The organism is Novosphingobium sp. BL-S-19, assembly GCF_055521675.1.
Window position 1 is genome coordinate 1,382,340 of record NZ_CM145498.1, and the last position, 14,116, is coordinate 1,396,455.

General features: G+C 65.0%; 15 protein-coding genes and 1 tRNA gene. 8 read left to right on the forward strand and 8 right to left on the reverse strand.

Annotated elements, in window-relative coordinates; all coding sequences use genetic code 11:
* Positions 1-69 precede the first annotated feature (69 nt).
* Together mgtE and purT are read left to right on the forward strand one after the other, a co-directional pair.
* Positions 70-1,431, forward strand: coding sequence for a magnesium transporter (gene mgtE, locus ACZ1JV_RS14820; protein ID WP_465152151.1), 1,362 nt, complete (start codon positions 70-72; stop codon positions 1,429-1,431).
* A 37-nt stretch (positions 1,432-1,468) separates the two neighbouring features.
* Positions 1,469-2,635, forward strand: a complete 1,167-nt coding sequence (gene purT, locus ACZ1JV_RS14825) for a formate-dependent phosphoribosylglycinamide formyltransferase (RefSeq protein ID WP_465152152.1) — start codon at positions 1,469-1,471, stop codon at positions 2,633-2,635.
* 168 nt (positions 2,636-2,803) lie between these two features.
* Here purT and ACZ1JV_RS14830 read toward each other — a convergent pair whose 3' ends face one another.
* The 7 genes from ACZ1JV_RS14830 to aroA all read right to left on the reverse strand — a co-directional run bounded on the left by ACZ1JV_RS14830 (position 2,804) and on the right by aroA (position 9,061).
* Positions 2,804-3,352, reverse strand: a complete 549-nt coding sequence (locus ACZ1JV_RS14830) for a nucleoside 2-deoxyribosyltransferase domain-containing protein (protein WP_465152153.1) — start codon at positions 3,350-3,352, stop codon at positions 2,804-2,806.
* Positions 3,353-3,368: 16 nt separating this feature from the next.
* A complete protein-coding gene (gene gloB / locus ACZ1JV_RS14835; protein WP_465137873.1) occupies positions 3,369-4,127 on the reverse strand; it encodes a hydroxyacylglutathione hydrolase in 759 nt (252 codons plus the stop codon).
* Positions 4,128-4,496: 369 nt separating this feature from the next.
* Positions 4,497-6,212 carry a 30S ribosomal protein S1 gene (gene rpsA / locus ACZ1JV_RS14840; RefSeq protein WP_465137874.1) on the reverse strand — a complete coding sequence of 572 codons (1,716 nt, stop codon included), beginning with the start codon at positions 6,210-6,212 and terminating at the stop codon, positions 4,497-4,499.
* A gap of 240 nt (positions 6,213-6,452) precedes the next feature.
* A complete protein-coding gene (locus ACZ1JV_RS14845; RefSeq protein ID WP_465152154.1) occupies positions 6,453-7,076 on the reverse strand; it encodes a (d)CMP kinase in 624 nt (207 codons plus the stop codon).
* A gap of 42 nt (positions 7,077-7,118) precedes the next feature.
* Positions 7,119-7,337 carry a hypothetical protein gene (locus ACZ1JV_RS14850; RefSeq protein ID WP_465152155.1) on the reverse strand — a complete coding sequence of 73 codons (219 nt, stop codon included), beginning with the start codon at positions 7,335-7,337 and terminating at the stop codon, positions 7,119-7,121.
* A 77-nt stretch (positions 7,338-7,414) separates the two neighbouring features.
* Positions 7,415-7,681: a CBU_0592 family membrane protein gene (locus tag ACZ1JV_RS14855; RefSeq protein WP_465137877.1), complete on the reverse strand. Its 267-nt coding sequence runs from the start codon at positions 7,679-7,681 to the stop codon at positions 7,415-7,417.
* A gap of 57 nt (positions 7,682-7,738) precedes the next feature.
* Complete coding sequence (gene aroA / locus ACZ1JV_RS14860; protein WP_465152578.1) at positions 7,739-9,061, reverse strand: 3-phosphoshikimate 1-carboxyvinyltransferase; 1,323 nt, start codon at positions 9,059-9,061, stop codon at positions 7,739-7,741.
* A gap of 204 nt (positions 9,062-9,265) precedes the next feature.
* Here aroA and ACZ1JV_RS14865 point away from each other — a divergent pair, with 204 nt between their 5' ends.
* From ACZ1JV_RS14865 to rimM, 5 genes are all read left to right on the forward strand, one after another.
* Positions 9,266-9,586, forward strand: a complete 321-nt coding sequence (locus ACZ1JV_RS14865) for a TIGR02300 family protein (RefSeq protein ID WP_465137878.1) — start codon at positions 9,266-9,268, stop codon at positions 9,584-9,586.
* A 371-nt stretch (positions 9,587-9,957) separates the two neighbouring features.
* A tRNA-Ala gene (locus ACZ1JV_RS14870) sits at positions 9,958-10,033 on the forward strand.
* Between the two features lie 205 nt (positions 10,034-10,238).
* Complete coding sequence (gene ffh / locus ACZ1JV_RS14875; protein ID WP_465152156.1) at positions 10,239-11,678, forward strand: signal recognition particle protein; 1,440 nt, start codon at positions 10,239-10,241, stop codon at positions 11,676-11,678.
* A 30-nt stretch (positions 11,679-11,708) separates the two neighbouring features.
* Positions 11,709-12,137, forward strand: coding sequence for a 30S ribosomal protein S16 (rpsP, locus tag ACZ1JV_RS14880; protein ID WP_086493416.1), 429 nt, complete (start codon positions 11,709-11,711; stop codon positions 12,135-12,137).
* Between the two features lie 18 nt (positions 12,138-12,155).
* Positions 12,156-12,680: a ribosome maturation factor RimM gene (gene rimM, locus ACZ1JV_RS14885; protein ID WP_465152157.1), complete on the forward strand. Its 525-nt coding sequence runs from the start codon at positions 12,156-12,158 to the stop codon at positions 12,678-12,680.
* A 53-nt stretch (positions 12,681-12,733) separates the two neighbouring features.
* Here the strand turns inward: rimM and ACZ1JV_RS14890 are convergent, their stop codons facing one another.
* Entirely contained in the window at positions 12,734-13,051 is a 318-nt protein-coding gene (locus tag ACZ1JV_RS14890; protein WP_465152158.1) for a hypothetical protein, read from the reverse strand.
* 102 nt (positions 13,052-13,153) lie between these two features.
* On the opposite strand from ACZ1JV_RS14890, the gene ACZ1JV_RS14895 reads away from it, so the two are divergent.
* Positions 13,154-14,068, forward strand: coding sequence for a LysR substrate-binding domain-containing protein (locus tag ACZ1JV_RS14895; RefSeq protein WP_465152159.1), 915 nt, complete (start codon positions 13,154-13,156; stop codon positions 14,066-14,068).
* The last annotated feature ends 48 nt before the right edge of the window (positions 14,069-14,116 follow it).

Below are 14,116 nucleotides of genomic sequence, written 5' to 3' on the forward strand. Positions count from 1 at the left end.
ACGCCCCTAGGGCGCTGGCTAGTTCTCGCTGGCCATCGTCCGCCCGGGTCGTGCGGACGAAAGGTTTGAATGATGGTGAACGACCTGCTCGCCGGCGTGATGGCCGGCCCCCGGCCCGTGAAGCGCGGGCTCTACATTGCCGATATCGTCGAGATGCTGGAGGCGCTGTCTCCCGCAGAGGCTGCTGCCAAGCTGGGCCGCATGGCGGACGTGCGCGCCGTGGCGGCGCTCGACCGGCCGGAATTCTCCTGCGCGCCAGAGGTGCTGGAACTGCTGCCGTTCCCGCGCGCGGTGCGGCTTGTCTCGCAGATGGCGGAAGACCGCGCGGCCGACGTGCTGGCGGAAATGGATGAGGACGTCGCTGCGCGCTTCCTTGCCGCGCTGGCGCCCGATGTGCGGACTTCGCTCTCCAAGCTGCTGGCATGGCCGGAGGATAGCGCCGGCGGCATGATGACGACCGAGTTCGTCGCTGCACCCGCTGATGCCACCGTGGGCGATGTGCTGCGCCTGATCCGCACGGTCGAGCGGAGCCGCGAGACGGTCTATTCGGTGTTTCTCGTCGACAAGGCGGGGCGGCTCGAATCGACGATCTCGCTGCGCCGCCTGATTGCCGCAGAGCCTGACGATCCCGCGCTCGATCTCGGACGCGACCGCGAACCCGTGGTCGTCGCGCCCGATACCGATCGCGAGGAAGTGGCGCACCTGATCCGCCGTCACGACCTTCTGGCGCTGCCCGTGGTGGACGAGGAGGGGCGTCCGCTTGGCATCGTCACCGTGGACGACGTGCTCGACGCGCTGGTCGAGGAGCATACCGAGGATGTGCAGAAGTTCGGCGGCGTGGAGGCGCTGGACAAGCCCTACCTCGAAACCGGCTTCTTCGCGATGATCCGCAAGCGGGCCGGGTGGCTCAGCGTGCTGTTCCTGTCCGAGATGCTCACCGCCAGTGCCATGCAGCATTTCGAGGACGAGCTGGCGCGCGCCGTGGTGCTGACGCTGTTCATCCCGCTGATCATGAGTTCGGGCGGCAACAGCGGCAGCCAGGCGACCTCGCTGATCATCCGTGCGCTCGCCGTCGGGCAGGTGCGCCTGCGCGACTGGTGGCGCGTGGCGCTGCGCGAATTGCCCGCCGGCATGGTGCTGGGCGGAATTCTGGGCGTGGTCGGCTTCGCGCGGATTGCGCTGTGGCAACAGCTTGGTTTCTACGACTATGGCGAGCACTGGGTACTGATCGCCACGACCGTTTCGGCGGGGCTGGTGGGCATCGTCACCTTCGGGTCGCTGGCGGGTTCGATGCTGCCGTTTGCGCTACAACGGCTCGGATTCGACCCGGCCAGCGCCTCTGCACCGTTCGTGGCGACGCTGGTCGATGTTACGGGGCTGGTGATCTATTTCAGCATTGCGCTTGCCATTCTCTCCGGGACGCTGCTCTAGCGTTCCGGAATACCCCCAACCGAAAGGAACGGCCGCCATGGCATATACCGCGAAGATCCTGCTGCTCGGCTCGGGCGAGCTGGGGCGCGAATTCGTCATTTCGGCCAAGCGCTTGGGCTGCGAAGTCATCGCCTGTGACGCCTATGAAGGCGCGCCGGCGATGCAGATGGCGGACGGCTTCGAGGTCTTCTCGATGCTAGACGGCGACCGCCTGCGCGCCGCGATCGAGAAGCACAAGCCGGACTTCATCGTGCCCGAGGTCGAGGCGATCCGCACCGAAGTGCTGGCCGAAGTGGAGGCGGAAGGCTTCTGCGTCGTGCCGTCCGCGCGCGCCACGCAGATGACCATGAACCGCGATGCCATCCGCGAAGTGGCCGCCGTCGAACTGGGCCTGCGCACCTCGCGCTATCGCTATGCCGAAAGCCTGGACGAAGTGCTGGCGGGTGCCGAGCACACCGGGCTGCCCTGCGTGATCAAGCCGGTGATGTCCTCATCGGGCAAGGGCCAGAGCACGGTGCGCGATGCCGCCGATCTGGAGAAGGCGTGGGACTACGCCGTCGCCAACATGCGCGGCGACCGCAAGCGGGTGATCGTCGAGGAATTCGTCGCTTTCGATTACGAGATCACGCTGCTGACCGTGCGCAGCCGTGAGGGCGTGTCGTTCTGCCCGGCCATCGGCCACCGGCAGGAGCGGGGCGACTATCAGGAATCGTGGCAGCCGACGCCGATGGCGCCCGCTGCCATTGCTGCCGCGCAGGACATGGCGCGCAAGGTGGTGGACGATCTGGGCGGCTACGGCCTGTTCGGCGTCGAGTTCTTCGTGAAGGGTGAGGAGGTGATCTTCTCCGAACTTTCGCCGCGTCCGCACGATACGGGCATGGTCACGCTGATCTCGCAGAACCTGTCCGAATTCGACCTCCATGCGCGGGCTATCCTTGGGCTGCCGATTCCGGAAGTCACGCTCCATGGCCCCAGCGCCTCGGCGGTGATCCTCGCCGATCGGGATAGCGATTCCTTCGCCTACGAGGGGCTTTCCGATGCCTTGGCGACGCCGGGTGCTCAAGTAGGCCTGCGCGTCTTCGCCAAGCCTGTAACGCGCCCCTATCGCCGTATGGGCGTTGCACTGGCGCTGGCCGGGGACACCGATACGGCGCGCCGGGTTGCGGCTGAGGCAGCGGGCAAGGTGCGGATCGTTTACAAGTGAGGTGAGAGGGCAAACCTCCCGCCAACGACCAAACCCTGCCCTTGACGATAAACTGTATCGTCGCCCCCGCGAAGGCGGGGGCCCCGCTTCCTTTTCGCCACGCCCGCAAGAACAAGCGGGGTCCCCGCCTTCGCGGGGGCGACGGGGTTTTAGGACGAGGGTGAGAGTTTACTTTTTCCAGCCGTGAACCCGCTGGCGCACCGTTGCCAGCAGTTCCTCCATCGTCGCCACTTGCGTGACGCCATAGCGCGCGGCGGTGATGTCGACGTTGCCCTTGCGCCAGAAGCCATCGGGGCAGAGCACCACCAGCTTGCCGTCGCGGGCATGAAGGCCGAGTTCGAGCAGGCTCACCGGGCTCTGCGTGCCGGGCGCGAGGTACATGACGATCACGTCGGCGCTGTCCAGCGCGGCCAATTCCCATTCGACCTGACGGCGGAATTCCGGCTCGCTCGCCTCGGGTTTCCACGCCGCGTTCCAGTCCGGTCGGCGCGGGTTGAGGATCACCACGTTCTCGTTCGACAGGGCCTTGATCAGATCGGCCTGCCAGTCGGTGGCGCTGCCCATGTCGATGCTGCCGCCCAGGAACACGCGCGGCACGTCGTGCGTGGCGGGCAGGGCCTGCGGAGAGGTGACGATCGTGCTCGATGCCATGGCTGGAGCAGCGTTCGTCAGCAGGGTGGCGAGCGCGAGGAGGGGGGCGAACTTGCGAAAGGTCATCGGGGGCTAATCGGTCTCAGAACGTGTTCTTGGCTTCGCGCAGCGCGGCGAAGGTTTCCACCGCGTCATGGCCGCCCCAGCGCGCCTGCAGGGCTGGATCGTCGGCGCGCAGGAACGGGTTGGTCAGCAGTTCGCGGCCGAGTTTGGCGGGCACGGTGGGAATGCCGGCGGCGCGGGCGCGGGTGATGTCCTCGGCATAGGCGGCGAGTTCGGCATTGTCCGGATCGGCGTGCAGCGCAAACTTTGCGTTCGACGCGGTGTACTCGTGCGCGCAGTAAAGCATGGTATCAGCCGGCAGCGCCTTGATCCGCTGGAGGCTTTCCCAGAACTGCGGCGCAGTGCCTTCGAACATGCGGCCGCAGCCGAGCGCGAAGACCGAGTCGCCCACGAAAGCGATTTGCGCTTCGGGCAGCCAGTAGGCGCAGTGGCCCAGCGTGTGGCCGCCGACGTCGAGGACTTGTGCGGTCCAGTCGCCGATCTTCACCGAATCGCCCTGATCGACACGGCGGTCGACGCCTGCGATCTTGCCGGCATCGCCTTCGGGCGCGGTCACCGTGCAGCCGGTCGCCGCCTTGATGGCGCCATTGCCGCCGGCGTGGTCCGGGTGCCAGTGGGTGTTCCAGATCTGGGTGATCTGCCAGCCCTTGGCGGCAGCCTGCTTCAGATATTCATCGGCATCCGGAGTATCGATGCACACGGTCTCGCCGCTGGCGGAATCGTGCAGCAGATAGCCGTAGTTGTCGCTGAGGCAGGGGAACTGGTGGACTTCGAGCATGGGGTCTCTCCTTGACGCGGGATGTAGACCCTCGGGGCTGTTGGGGAAAGGGCAGGAGGGGACGGGTTCGCGCGGAGGCGCGGAGTTCGCGGAGAAGAGATCAAGAATTCGCGCAAAGGCGCGAAGGCGCAAAGGGAGCACGTTTTCGGCGAAGCCGCTTTCGTCTTGTTGCCGGGCCTATGCCGCACCTTTCGACGGGACGAATGCCTTCGGCAAAGCAGAACCTCTTTGCGCCTTCGCGCCTTTGCGCGAATCTTCCTTTTTCACTTTCTCCGCGCACTCCGCGCGAACCCCTAAAAGCAAAAGCCCGCCCGGATCGCTCCGGACGGGCCTTTACTGTTTCACCTCGCGGTGAAGCCCAGAACGTTCTTACGAACGGTTCTTGAGAGCCTCGCCGAGGATGTCGCCGAGCGAAGCGCCCGAGTCCGACGAACCGTACTGTTCGACAGCTTCCTTTTCTTCGTGAAGCTGGCGAGCCTTGACCGAGAAGGTCGGCTTCTTCGAACGGTCGAAACCGGTGACCATGGCGTCCAGCTTCTGGCCGACCTGGAAGCGGTCGGGGCGCTGTTCGTCGCGGTCGCGGCCGAGGTCCGAACGCTTGATGAAGCCGGTGGCGCCATCGTCGCCAGCCTGGACTTCCAGGCCGCCGTCGCGAACTTCGAGAACGGTGACGGTGACGACTTCGTTGCGGCGCAGCGAGCTACCACCGGTCGAAGAGGCAACGCCGCCAGCGGCCGGAGCGCCACGCTCAAGCTGCTTCATGCCGAGGCTGATGCGTTCCTTCTCGACGTCGACGTCGAGAACCACGGCCGAAACCTGCTCGCCCTTGCGGTGCAGAGCCAGCGCGTCTTCGCCCGAGATGCCCCAGGCGATGTCCGACATGTGAACCATGCCGTCCACGTCGCCGTCGAGGCCGATGAACAGACCGAATTCGGTCGCGTTCTTGACTTCGCCTTCGACGGTCGAACCAACGGGGTGCTTCTCAGCGAAGGCTTCCCAGGGGTTCTGCTGAGCCTGCTTGAGGCCGAGCGAGATGCGGCGCTTGTCCGAATCGACTTCGAGAACGACCACTTCGACTTCCTGCGAGGTCGAGACGATCTTGCCGGGGTGGACGTTCTTCTTGGTCCAGGACATTTCCGAAACGTGGACAAGGCCCTCGATGCCGGCTTCCAGTTCCACGAACGCACCGTATTCGGTGATGTTGGTGACGGTGCCGGTGAGCTTGGCGCCCACGGGGTACTTGACGGCTGCGCCTTCCCACGGATCGCTTTCCAGCTGCTTCATGCCGAGGCTGATGCGCTGGGTGTCCTGGTTGATGCGGATGATCTGCACCTTCACGGTGTCGCCGATGGCGATCACTTCGCTCGGGTGGTTGACGCGCTTGTAGCTCATGTCGGTGACATGGAGCAGGCCGTCGATGCCGCCGAGATCAACGAACGCACCGTAGTCGGTGATGTTCTTGACGACGCCTTCGATAACCTGGCCTTCGCTCAGCTTGTCGATCAGCTCGCTGCGCTGTTCGGCGCGCGTTTCTTCGAGGACGGCGCGACGCGACACGACGATGTTGCCGCGGCGACGGTCCATCTTCAGGATCTGGAAGGGCTGCGGCACATCCATCAGCGGGGTGACGTCGCGCACGGGGCGGATGTCGACCTGCGAGCCGGGGAGGAACGCAACGGCGCCGTCGAGGTCGACGGTGAAGCCGCCCTTGACGCGGCCGAAGATCACGCCTTCGACGCGCTTGCCTTCACCGAATTCGTTTTCGAGCTTGTCCCAGGCGGCTTCGCGGCGTGCGCGGTCGCGCGACAGCATCGCTTCACCGTCGGCGTTCTCGACGCGGTCGACGTAAACTTCGACTTCGTCACCGACCTTGAGACCATGCTCACCTTCGCCACGGGCGAATTCGCGCAGGGCAACGCGGCCCTCGCTCTTCAGACCCACGTCGATGACGGCCTTGTCGTTTTCGATGGCGGTGACGGTACCCTTGACGACGCGGCCTTCGAAACCGTCGTCGGCAACGCCGCCGAGCTGGTCGTCAAGCATCTTCGCGAAATCGTCGCGGGTGGGATTGGCAGAAGTAGCCATTAAAGGTTGATTCCTGTTTAGTTTTTTCCGGCCTGGCGGTTTGATCCGCCGGTCTTTCCTCCGCGCTTCGCACCATTGCGAAACCCGGGCCAAAAGGGCCGACCGCCGTGGGGGCCGAATGCCGTCCACGGCGTCCTTCAAGCCTTGCGGTTCTCCAGACCGGCGGCCCCTACGCGCATGAGGGGCGAAATGCAAGGAAATAGGCCGATGCGACGCGGTTTCGTCGCATTCTTCGGCCGGTCAATCCTGCTTCAGCGCATCCACCGCGGCGATGGCGGCGGCGATCGCTTCCTCGCGCTTCAGTTCCGAGGTGTCGATCTCGATGGCATCAGGGGCAGCCATCAACGGAGCGTCCTTGCGATTGCGGTCGCGCTCGTCCCGCGCGGCAAGGTCGGCGGTGATCTCTTCCAGGGTGACCTCGCGGCCATGGGCCTGCATTTCGAGGAAGCGGCGCTGGGCGCGTGCTTCGACCGAGGCGACGACGAACAGCTTGGCCTCTGCCTCCGGCGCGATCACCGTGCCGATGTCGCGGCCGTCCAGCACCGCGCCGCCGGGCTGGGTGACGAAGGCGTGCTGGCGTTCGTAGAGCGCCTGTCGCACCGTGGGGTGGATCGAGACGCGGCTTGCCAGCCCGCCGCTGGCTTCGGAGCGCAGTTCAGGGTCTTCCAGAAGGCCTTCGGGGAAGGCGCAGGCGGCAAGGGCGTCCACGGGATCGTCGGGATTGCCGCCATCGAGGAAGCACTGACGGCCGACAGCGCGATAGAGAAGGCCGGTGTCGAGGTGAGGCAGTCCGAAATGGTGGGCGAGGGCCTTGGCAATCGTGCCTTTGCCCGAAGCGGTAGGTCCGTCTACGGCGATAATCATCCGGGGCTCATGGCCCCTCAGGCCGGGCTAGGCAAGTGGCGGTCAGGCTTCCGGGGTGGTGAGTTCGGGGCTGTCCGCACCATAGATCTCGATCAGTTCCTGCTCGAAACGCCCGGAATCGCGGGCCAGCCAAGCCACCATCACCACCGCGACGCCAAGGCTGGCGCCGATCAGCGGCAGGATCAGGGTAAGCGTGGCCAGCAGGGGCAGGGGCAGCGCGCCCAGATATCGGCGCAAGCTGGGCGCCCGATTCGATTCCATGACAGCCTCCTTTCACGCCGGAGGCTATGCCCATGATCCTTGTCGAAAGGTAACCGGATGAATCGGGATGCGCCGTTTCACGTGCTTTCGCGGCGCGAAAGGAAGGCCTTCATCAGCCCCCAGCCGGCCACGATGGCCCATAGCCCTTCCATCGCGATCGAGGGCAGGTTCACGTTCACCATCAGCGAAATCAGCAGCAGCACTGCGCCTACGAAGTTCAGCCCGTGCTGGAGGTAGCGGTTCGGGTTGTCCTCATAGGTGATGTAGGCATAGGCGATGATGCAGAACGCCGTGCCGGTGAAGCCAAGGGTGTTGCTGAGCCATTCCGGCAGGTCGAGGATCATGCGGGCTCCCGTCAGCGGGCGGCGTCCGGGACGGAGCTGCCCGCTGCGAGAATGCCCTTATCCGGCGAGGCTGGCCAGCAAGTCCTCGAAATTGGGGAAGCTGGTGGCGATCGGGCGGGTGTCGTCCACTTCCACGCCGCCGCTGCTGACCAGACCGGCAACCGCCATCGACATGGCGATGCGGTGGTCGAGGTGGGTGGTGACTTGCGCGTCGCCGGCCGTCCCCGGCAGCGGCGTGCCGCCGGTGCCGGTGATGACCAGGCCATCCTCGCGCTCCTCGATCTGCGCGCCGGCCAGCGTCAGTGCGGCGGCCATGGCGGAGAGGCGGTCCGATTCCTTCACGCGCAGTTCGTCCAGACCGCTGGTGACGGTGACGCCCTCGGCCAGCGAGGCGGCTACGAAGAGCACGGGGAATTCGTCGATCATGGCCGGCGCGATGGCGGGATCGACTTCGATGCCCTTGAGCGCCGAGTGCTTGACCAGCAGGTCCGCCACCGGCTCGCCGCCGACCTCGCGTTCGTTCAGGAACTCGATCTGGCCGCCCATCTGGCGCAGCACTTCGACAAGGCCGGCGCGGGTGGGGTTGAGGCCGACATTCTCGATCACGACTTCGCTGCCCGGCGTCACCAGTGCGGCCACGATGAAGAAGGCGGCCGAGGAGGGGTCGCCCGGCACGTCGATAACTTGCGGCTTGAGTTCGGCTTCACCCTTGATGGTGATGACGCGGGTGCCATCGGCTTCCACGGTGACGGAAAGGTCGGCGCCGAAGCCCTTGAGCATGCGTTCGGAGTGATCGCGGGTCGGCACCGGCTCGATCACGGTGGTCTCGCCCGGCGTGTTGAGGCCGGCGAGCAGGATGGCGCTTTTTACCTGAGCGGAGGCGACCGGCAGGCGGTAAGTGATCGGCACGGCCGGAGAGGCGCCGCGCACGATCAGCGGCAGGCGGCCTCCCTCGCTGGCTTCGAAGCTGGCGCCCATTTCCGAAAGCGGATCGATCACGCGGCCCATCGGGCGCTTGGAGAGCGAGGCGTCGCCAGTGAAGCTGACATTGATCGGATGGCTGGCGACAAGGCCCATCAGCAGGCGGGTAGACGTGCCGGAATTGCCCATGTCCACCGGGCCTTCGGGCTGGAGCAGGGCGCCGACACCCACGCCGTTCACCCGCCATTCGCCGTCTCCGACGCGTTCGACGCTGGCGCCCATGGCGCGCATGGCGGCGGCGGTGGCCAGCACGTCCTCACCTTCCAGCAGGCCGGTCACGCGGGTTTCGCCCACGGCCAGCGCGCCCAGCATGATCGAGCGGTGGCTGATCGACTTGTCGCCCGGCACGCGAATCCTGCCCTTCAGCGGACCTGCGGGCAGAAAACGGCGGGGGCGCATGGGGGTGGTGGTGTCGTGGCTCACGGGCGTGCTTCTCTCGATACTGGAGGGGCGCAAAATCGCGGGGCTTTTGACAGCGGGTGCGGCCTATGGCAAGGCGCGCGCCCTGATGGTGCCGGGGCGCTTGATTTTGCGCGCCGGCCCTCCCATCAAGACACGGAATTCTCGCCCGTACTCTTCGGGCGCGCAGTATGAGGACATTTCATGGCAAAGCCTGAGTGGGGCGCCAAGCACGGCTGCCCGAAATGCGGCACCCGCTTCTACGACCTGGGCAAGGACGACCCGGTCACCTGCATCGAGTGCGGCCATTCGTGGCACCCGGAGCCGGTGCTGAAGTCCAAGCAGCCGATTCCCTATGAGGAAATCCAGAAGAAGGAAGTCGTCGAGACCGAGGATTCGGATCTCGCCGAAGAGGATCTGGACATCGATGAGGACGGCGATTCGCCGGACAACGACGTCGACCTCGGCGGTGACGACGATCTCGGCATCGGCGGCGGCGACGACGACGGCGATCGCGACGAGTAAGTCTCGGTACGCATCCATCAAGGGAAAGGGCGCGGCGCTTCGGTGGCCGCGCCCTTTCTTTTTGCGGCAGGCGCACCCTCGTGGGCCAATCGCTCTCAATCCCGCTCAGGCTGAGCTTGTCGAAGCCCCCTGCGTCGTGGCGCCAGACCTCCATCCTTCGACAAGCTCAGGATGAGCGGGGGTGGATGGGGAGGGGCAGTGGAGCACTTTTCCACCCCTCATCCGAAAAATGACAGGTCCGTGAAAATTTCCTCTTGCCAGTCTGGATAACCCCATCTAGAGGGCGGCCTCCCAAGCGGAGGCAAGTCATAGCGACTGGCCGAAAGACGGGAAACGGATCGAACCTCCCAGGTCGATCCGATGAAATGATTGGGGCCTTAGCTCAGCTGGGAGAGCGCCTGCATGGCATGCAGGAGGTCAGCGGTTCGATCCCGCTAGGCTCCACCATTTCACCGAAATAGCCTTCCAAGATTGTTCGAAGACGGTTATTTCGACATATCAGTTTCGCGGAAACGCGATACGCTGGCCGACGAGGTTTCGTCCGCCGGCGTTTTTCGCATAAGGTTTCCGTCACGCCGGTCAGCGAGGTTTCGCCCACCGGCGTTTTTGGCGTTCTGGCTGGCCCAATGGTCGGCCAAAAGTGGAGTTAGGCATGTTCGACAGCCTTTCGGATCGTCTTGGTGGCGTTTTCGACAAGCTGCGTGGCCGCGGCGCGCTCAAGGAGCAGGACGTTCGCGATGCCATGCGCGAAGTGCGCATCGCGCTGCTCGAAGCCGATGTCGCGCTCCCCGTCGTGCGCCGCTTCGTCGATCAGGTCACCGAAAAGGCTGTTGGCCAGTCGGTCCTGAAGTCGGTCACGCCCGGCCAGCAGGTCGTCAAGATCGTCAATGACGCACTGATCGACATGCTCGGTGGTGACCAGACCGCCGAACTCGATCTGGAGGCGGTTCCGCCGGTCGTCATCATGATGGTCGGTCTGCAGGGTTCGGGTAAGACCACCAGCACGGCCAAAATTGCCCGCCTCCTGAGGGAGAAGCAGGGCAAGAAGGTTCTGATGGCCTCGCTGGACGTCAACCGTCCGGCCGCGCAGGAACAGCTTCGCGTTCTGGGTGAGCAGGTGGGCGTTGCCACCTTGCCGATCATCGCCGGCCAGCAGCCGACCGAGATCGCCACCCGTGCGATGCAGTCCGCCCGCCTTCAGGCCGTGGACGTGCTGCTGCTCGACACCGCCGGCCGTCTCCACGTCGATACGCAGCTGATGGACGAGATGAAGGCGGTTGCCGCCATCTCGAACCCCCGTGAAACGCTGCTCGTGGTCGACTCGCTGACGGGTCAGGACGCGGTCAACGTCGCGCAGTCGTTCGCCGGCGAAGTCGATCTTACCGGCGTCGTGCTCACCCGTATGGACGGTGATGCGCGCGGCGGCGCGGCACTGTCGATGCGGGCCGTTACCGGCAAGCCGATCAAGTTCGCGGGCACCGGCGAAAAGATGGAGGCCCTTGAGGTCTTCCACCCCAGCCGTGTCGCCAACCGCATCCTTGGCATGGGCGATATCGTCTCGATCGTCGAAAAGGCGGCCGAAGCGGTCAAGGTCGAGGAAGCCGAAGCGCTGGCCAAGCGCATGGAGCAGGGCAAGTTCGACATGAACGACCTGCGCACCCAGCTCAGCCAGATGCAGAAGATGGGCGGCCTTGGCGCTCTGGCCGGCATGATGCCGGGCATGAAGAAGGCCAAGGCGGCAATGCAGGCGTCCGGTATGGACGACCGCGTGCTGCTGCGCATGGATGCGATCATCGGCTCGATGACGCCGAAGGAGCGCGCCAATCCCGCGTTGCTGAATGCCAAGCGCAAGATCCGCGTCGCCAACGGTTCGGGTACCCAGGTTCAGGACGTCAACAAGCTGCTGAAAATGCACATGGAGATGTCCAAGGCCATGAAGCAGATCAAGAAGATGGGCGGCCTCAAGGGGCTGGCCGCGATGTTCGGCAAGGGCGGCCTCGATGCTGCCATGCCCGGACTGGGCGGCGGTCTTGGTGGCGGCGGTATGCCGGGCCTCGGTGGTCCCGATCTCAGCAAGTTTCTTAAGAAGTAATTTTTGAAGATTTGAAGGAAAGGTAGAACAATGTCCGTTTCGATCCGTCTGTCGCGTGGTGGCGCGAAGAAGCGTCCTTACTACAAGATCGTCGTCTCCAACTCGCGCGCTCCGCGTGACGGCAAGTATCTTGAGCAGGTCGGCACCTACAACCCGATCCTCGCCAAGGACGACGAAAACCGCGTCCGTCTGGTCGAAGACCGCGTGCGCTACTGGCTCGGCGTTGGCGCCCAGCCGACCGACCGCGTTGCCCGCCTGCTCGACAAGGCCGGTATCAAGGAGCGCGCCGCTACCGTGAACGCCAAGAAGGGCGAGCCGGGCCAGAAGGCCAAGGACCGCGCCGAGGAAAAGGCCGAGAAGCTGCGCGAAGCTGAAGAAGCTGCCGCCGCTGCTGCTGCCGCTCCGGCCGCTGAAGAAGCTCCGGCTGAAGCAGCTGCCGAGGAATCGACCGAAGCCTAAGCTTCAGGTTCGATCCAGATGGCTGGTCAAGACCGCCCCGTCACGCTTGCTGCCGTTACCGGCGCGCACGGCGTGACGGGCGAGGTTCGCCTCAAGCTGTTCGGTGAAGGCGTGGCGGCGCTCAAGCGCTACCGCGCCTTCAACGAGTCAATGGGCAACGATTCCACTCTGACGCTCGCCAAGCTGCGCGATGATGGCAAGGGCGGCGCGATTGCGCGTTTCGAGGAAGTGCCGGATCGCACGGCTGCCGAGAAGCTGCGCGGCACCGCGCTCACCGTTCCGCGCGCGTCGATGCCGGAACTGGAGGAAGGCGAGTACTATCACGCCGACCTGCTGGGCCTGCGCGCCGTCTCCGACGCGGGTGACGAACTCGGCATCTGCATCGGGGTCGAAAACTTCGGTGCCGGTGACGTGATCGAGATCGAGCGTCCGGTGGGCGAGGATGGGAAACGGCGCCGCTTCATGGTGCCGATGACCTCCGCCGCCGTCCCCGAGTGGGATCACGAACGCTTGGTCATCAACGCCGCCTTCGCGGAAGAATAAAGGAAAGGCCGCCCTTCGGGGCGGCCTTTCTGCTTTCAGGTTCTTGTGAAGTTTCAGGCGAGCGCCGCCCTGATGCAGATCTGGTTGGCCTGCTGCGGGCAATCCAGCGCGGTTACGAGCGGCGCCACCATAGCCAGCGTTGACCCCGCCAGAACGCCGGCGAGGATGCCGATCCCTGTCAGCCGCGCCCTGCGTGCCAAAGGGCATTCCTGCGGGGCAGGGTGCCGGTTCTTGTCGTCTGGGTCCTTGCGCTGCCCGCCGCGCAGGCCACTGCCAATGGCGGCGAAAAGCTTGCGGGCCAGGCTATCGAAATCTTCGGAAAACCGGCCATGGCCGGCATTCCACTGCTGCATGAAGTGTTGATCCTGCATTGTCCGGTTCCTCCATCGGATGAGAAGGAATCTGCTTGATCGGGCGTCATTTCGCCAACAAAGCCTCTGGCAAGGGTTATAAGGCTGGCTTATCATCTCGGCATGGATCGCCTGCCGCCCCTGACCGCCATCCGCGCTTTCGAGGCTGCCGGCCGCCACGAGAATTTCTCGCGCGCGGCGGAGGAACTGGGGATGACGCAGGCGGCGGTCTCCTACCAGATCCGCCAGTTGGAGGACCGCGTCGGCAAGCCGCTGTTCGTACGCGAAAAGGGCAGGGTGCATCTCTCCGATGTCGGGCGCCGCCTGCTGCCCTCCCTGACCGGCGCCTTCGCGTCGATGACCGACGCCTTCGCAGCGGTGTGGAGCGAAGATGAGGACGTGCTTTCGCTCAATGCCTCGGTCTCCATCGGCGCGACGTGGATCAGCGAGCGGATCGGCCGGTTCCAACTGCGCCATCCCGATCTGGCGGTGCGCATGTCGCTCAGCAACGAAGTCGTCGATCTGGCGACCTCACCCTACGATGCGGCGATCCGCGTCGGCTACGGCAAGTGGGATGGGCTCCGCGCAGAATTTCTCTTCCGCCAGCACTTCTCTCCGATCTGTGCGCCCGTCTTCCTCGAAAAGAATCGCATCGAAAAGCCGGAAGACCTCCTGGCAGTGGAGCGCTTCGCGCCGAACGACCGTTGGTGGGCAGGCTGGTTTGCCGCCGCCGGGATTGGCACACCGCCACCGCCGCGCACCGGCATCGTGTTCGACAACCAGCTTCAGGAAGCGACGGCGATGCGCGAAGGGTTCGGCATCGCGTTGATGTCTCCTCTATTCTGGCGCGCCGATCTGGAAGCGGGGCGGCTCGTCCAGCCTTTCGACACGCTCTACTATCCCGGCCCGGCGCAATGGCTGATCCATTCGGAAAGCCGCGTGGGCGTGCGCAAGATCGAGCGCCTGCGCGAATGGCTGCGAGAGGAGGTCGCCGCCGACCGTGGTTTCCTGCCGGCCGAGGTATGGGAACCGCTCTGAAGGGCGTAAATCCGGCGCTTTCCTCTTGCCGCAACCGCCGAATTGGGC

Excerpts from the sequence above, each read along its gene's own strand:
- gloB (WP_465137873.1), bottom strand. The coding sequence starts at position 4,127 with ATGCTCGAAGTCCACCAGTTCCCCTGCCTCAGCGACAACTACGGCTAT.
- ACZ1JV_RS14855 (WP_465137877.1), bottom strand. The coding sequence starts at position 7,681 with ATGATCCTCGACCTGCCGGAATGGCTCAGCAACACCCTTGGCTTCACC.
- aroA (WP_465152578.1), bottom strand. The coding sequence starts at position 9,061 with ATGCGCCCCCGCCGTTTTCTGCCCGCAGGTCCGCTGAAGGGCAGGATT.
- ACZ1JV_RS14895 (WP_465152159.1), top strand. The coding sequence starts at position 13,154 with ATGGATCGCCTGCCGCCCCTGACCGCCATCCGCGCTTTCGAGGCTGCC.
- rimM (WP_465152157.1), top strand. The coding sequence starts at position 12,156 with ATGGCTGGTCAAGACCGCCCCGTCACGCTTGCTGCCGTTACCGGCGCG.
- ffh (WP_465152156.1), top strand. The coding sequence starts at position 10,239 with ATGTTCGACAGCCTTTCGGATCGTCTTGGTGGCGTTTTCGACAAGCTG.
- rpsA (WP_465137874.1), bottom strand. The coding sequence starts at position 6,212 with ATGGCTACTTCTGCCAATCCCACCCGCGACGATTTCGCGAAGATGCTT.
- ACZ1JV_RS14890 (WP_465152158.1), bottom strand. The coding sequence starts at position 13,051 with ATGCAGGATCAACACTTCATGCAGCAGTGGAATGCCGGCCATGGCCGG.
- ACZ1JV_RS14830 (WP_465152153.1), bottom strand. The coding sequence starts at position 3,352 with ATGACCTTTCGCAAGTTCGCCCCCCTCCTCGCGCTCGCCACCCTGCTG.
- ACZ1JV_RS14845 (WP_465152154.1), bottom strand. The coding sequence starts at position 7,076 with ATGATTATCGCCGTAGACGGACCTACCGCTTCGGGCAAAGGCACGATT.
- purT (WP_465152152.1), top strand. The coding sequence starts at position 1,469 with ATGGCATATACCGCGAAGATCCTGCTGCTCGGCTCGGGCGAGCTGGGG.
- ACZ1JV_RS14850 (WP_465152155.1), bottom strand. The coding sequence starts at position 7,337 with ATGGAATCGAATCGGGCGCCCAGCTTGCGCCGATATCTGGGCGCGCTG.
- ACZ1JV_RS14865 (WP_465137878.1), top strand. The coding sequence starts at position 9,266 with ATGGCAAAGCCTGAGTGGGGCGCCAAGCACGGCTGCCCGAAATGCGGC.
- rpsP (WP_086493416.1), top strand. The coding sequence starts at position 11,709 with ATGTCCGTTTCGATCCGTCTGTCGCGTGGTGGCGCGAAGAAGCGTCCT.
- mgtE (WP_465152151.1), top strand. The coding sequence starts at position 70 with ATGATGGTGAACGACCTGCTCGCCGGCGTGATGGCCGGCCCCCGGCCC.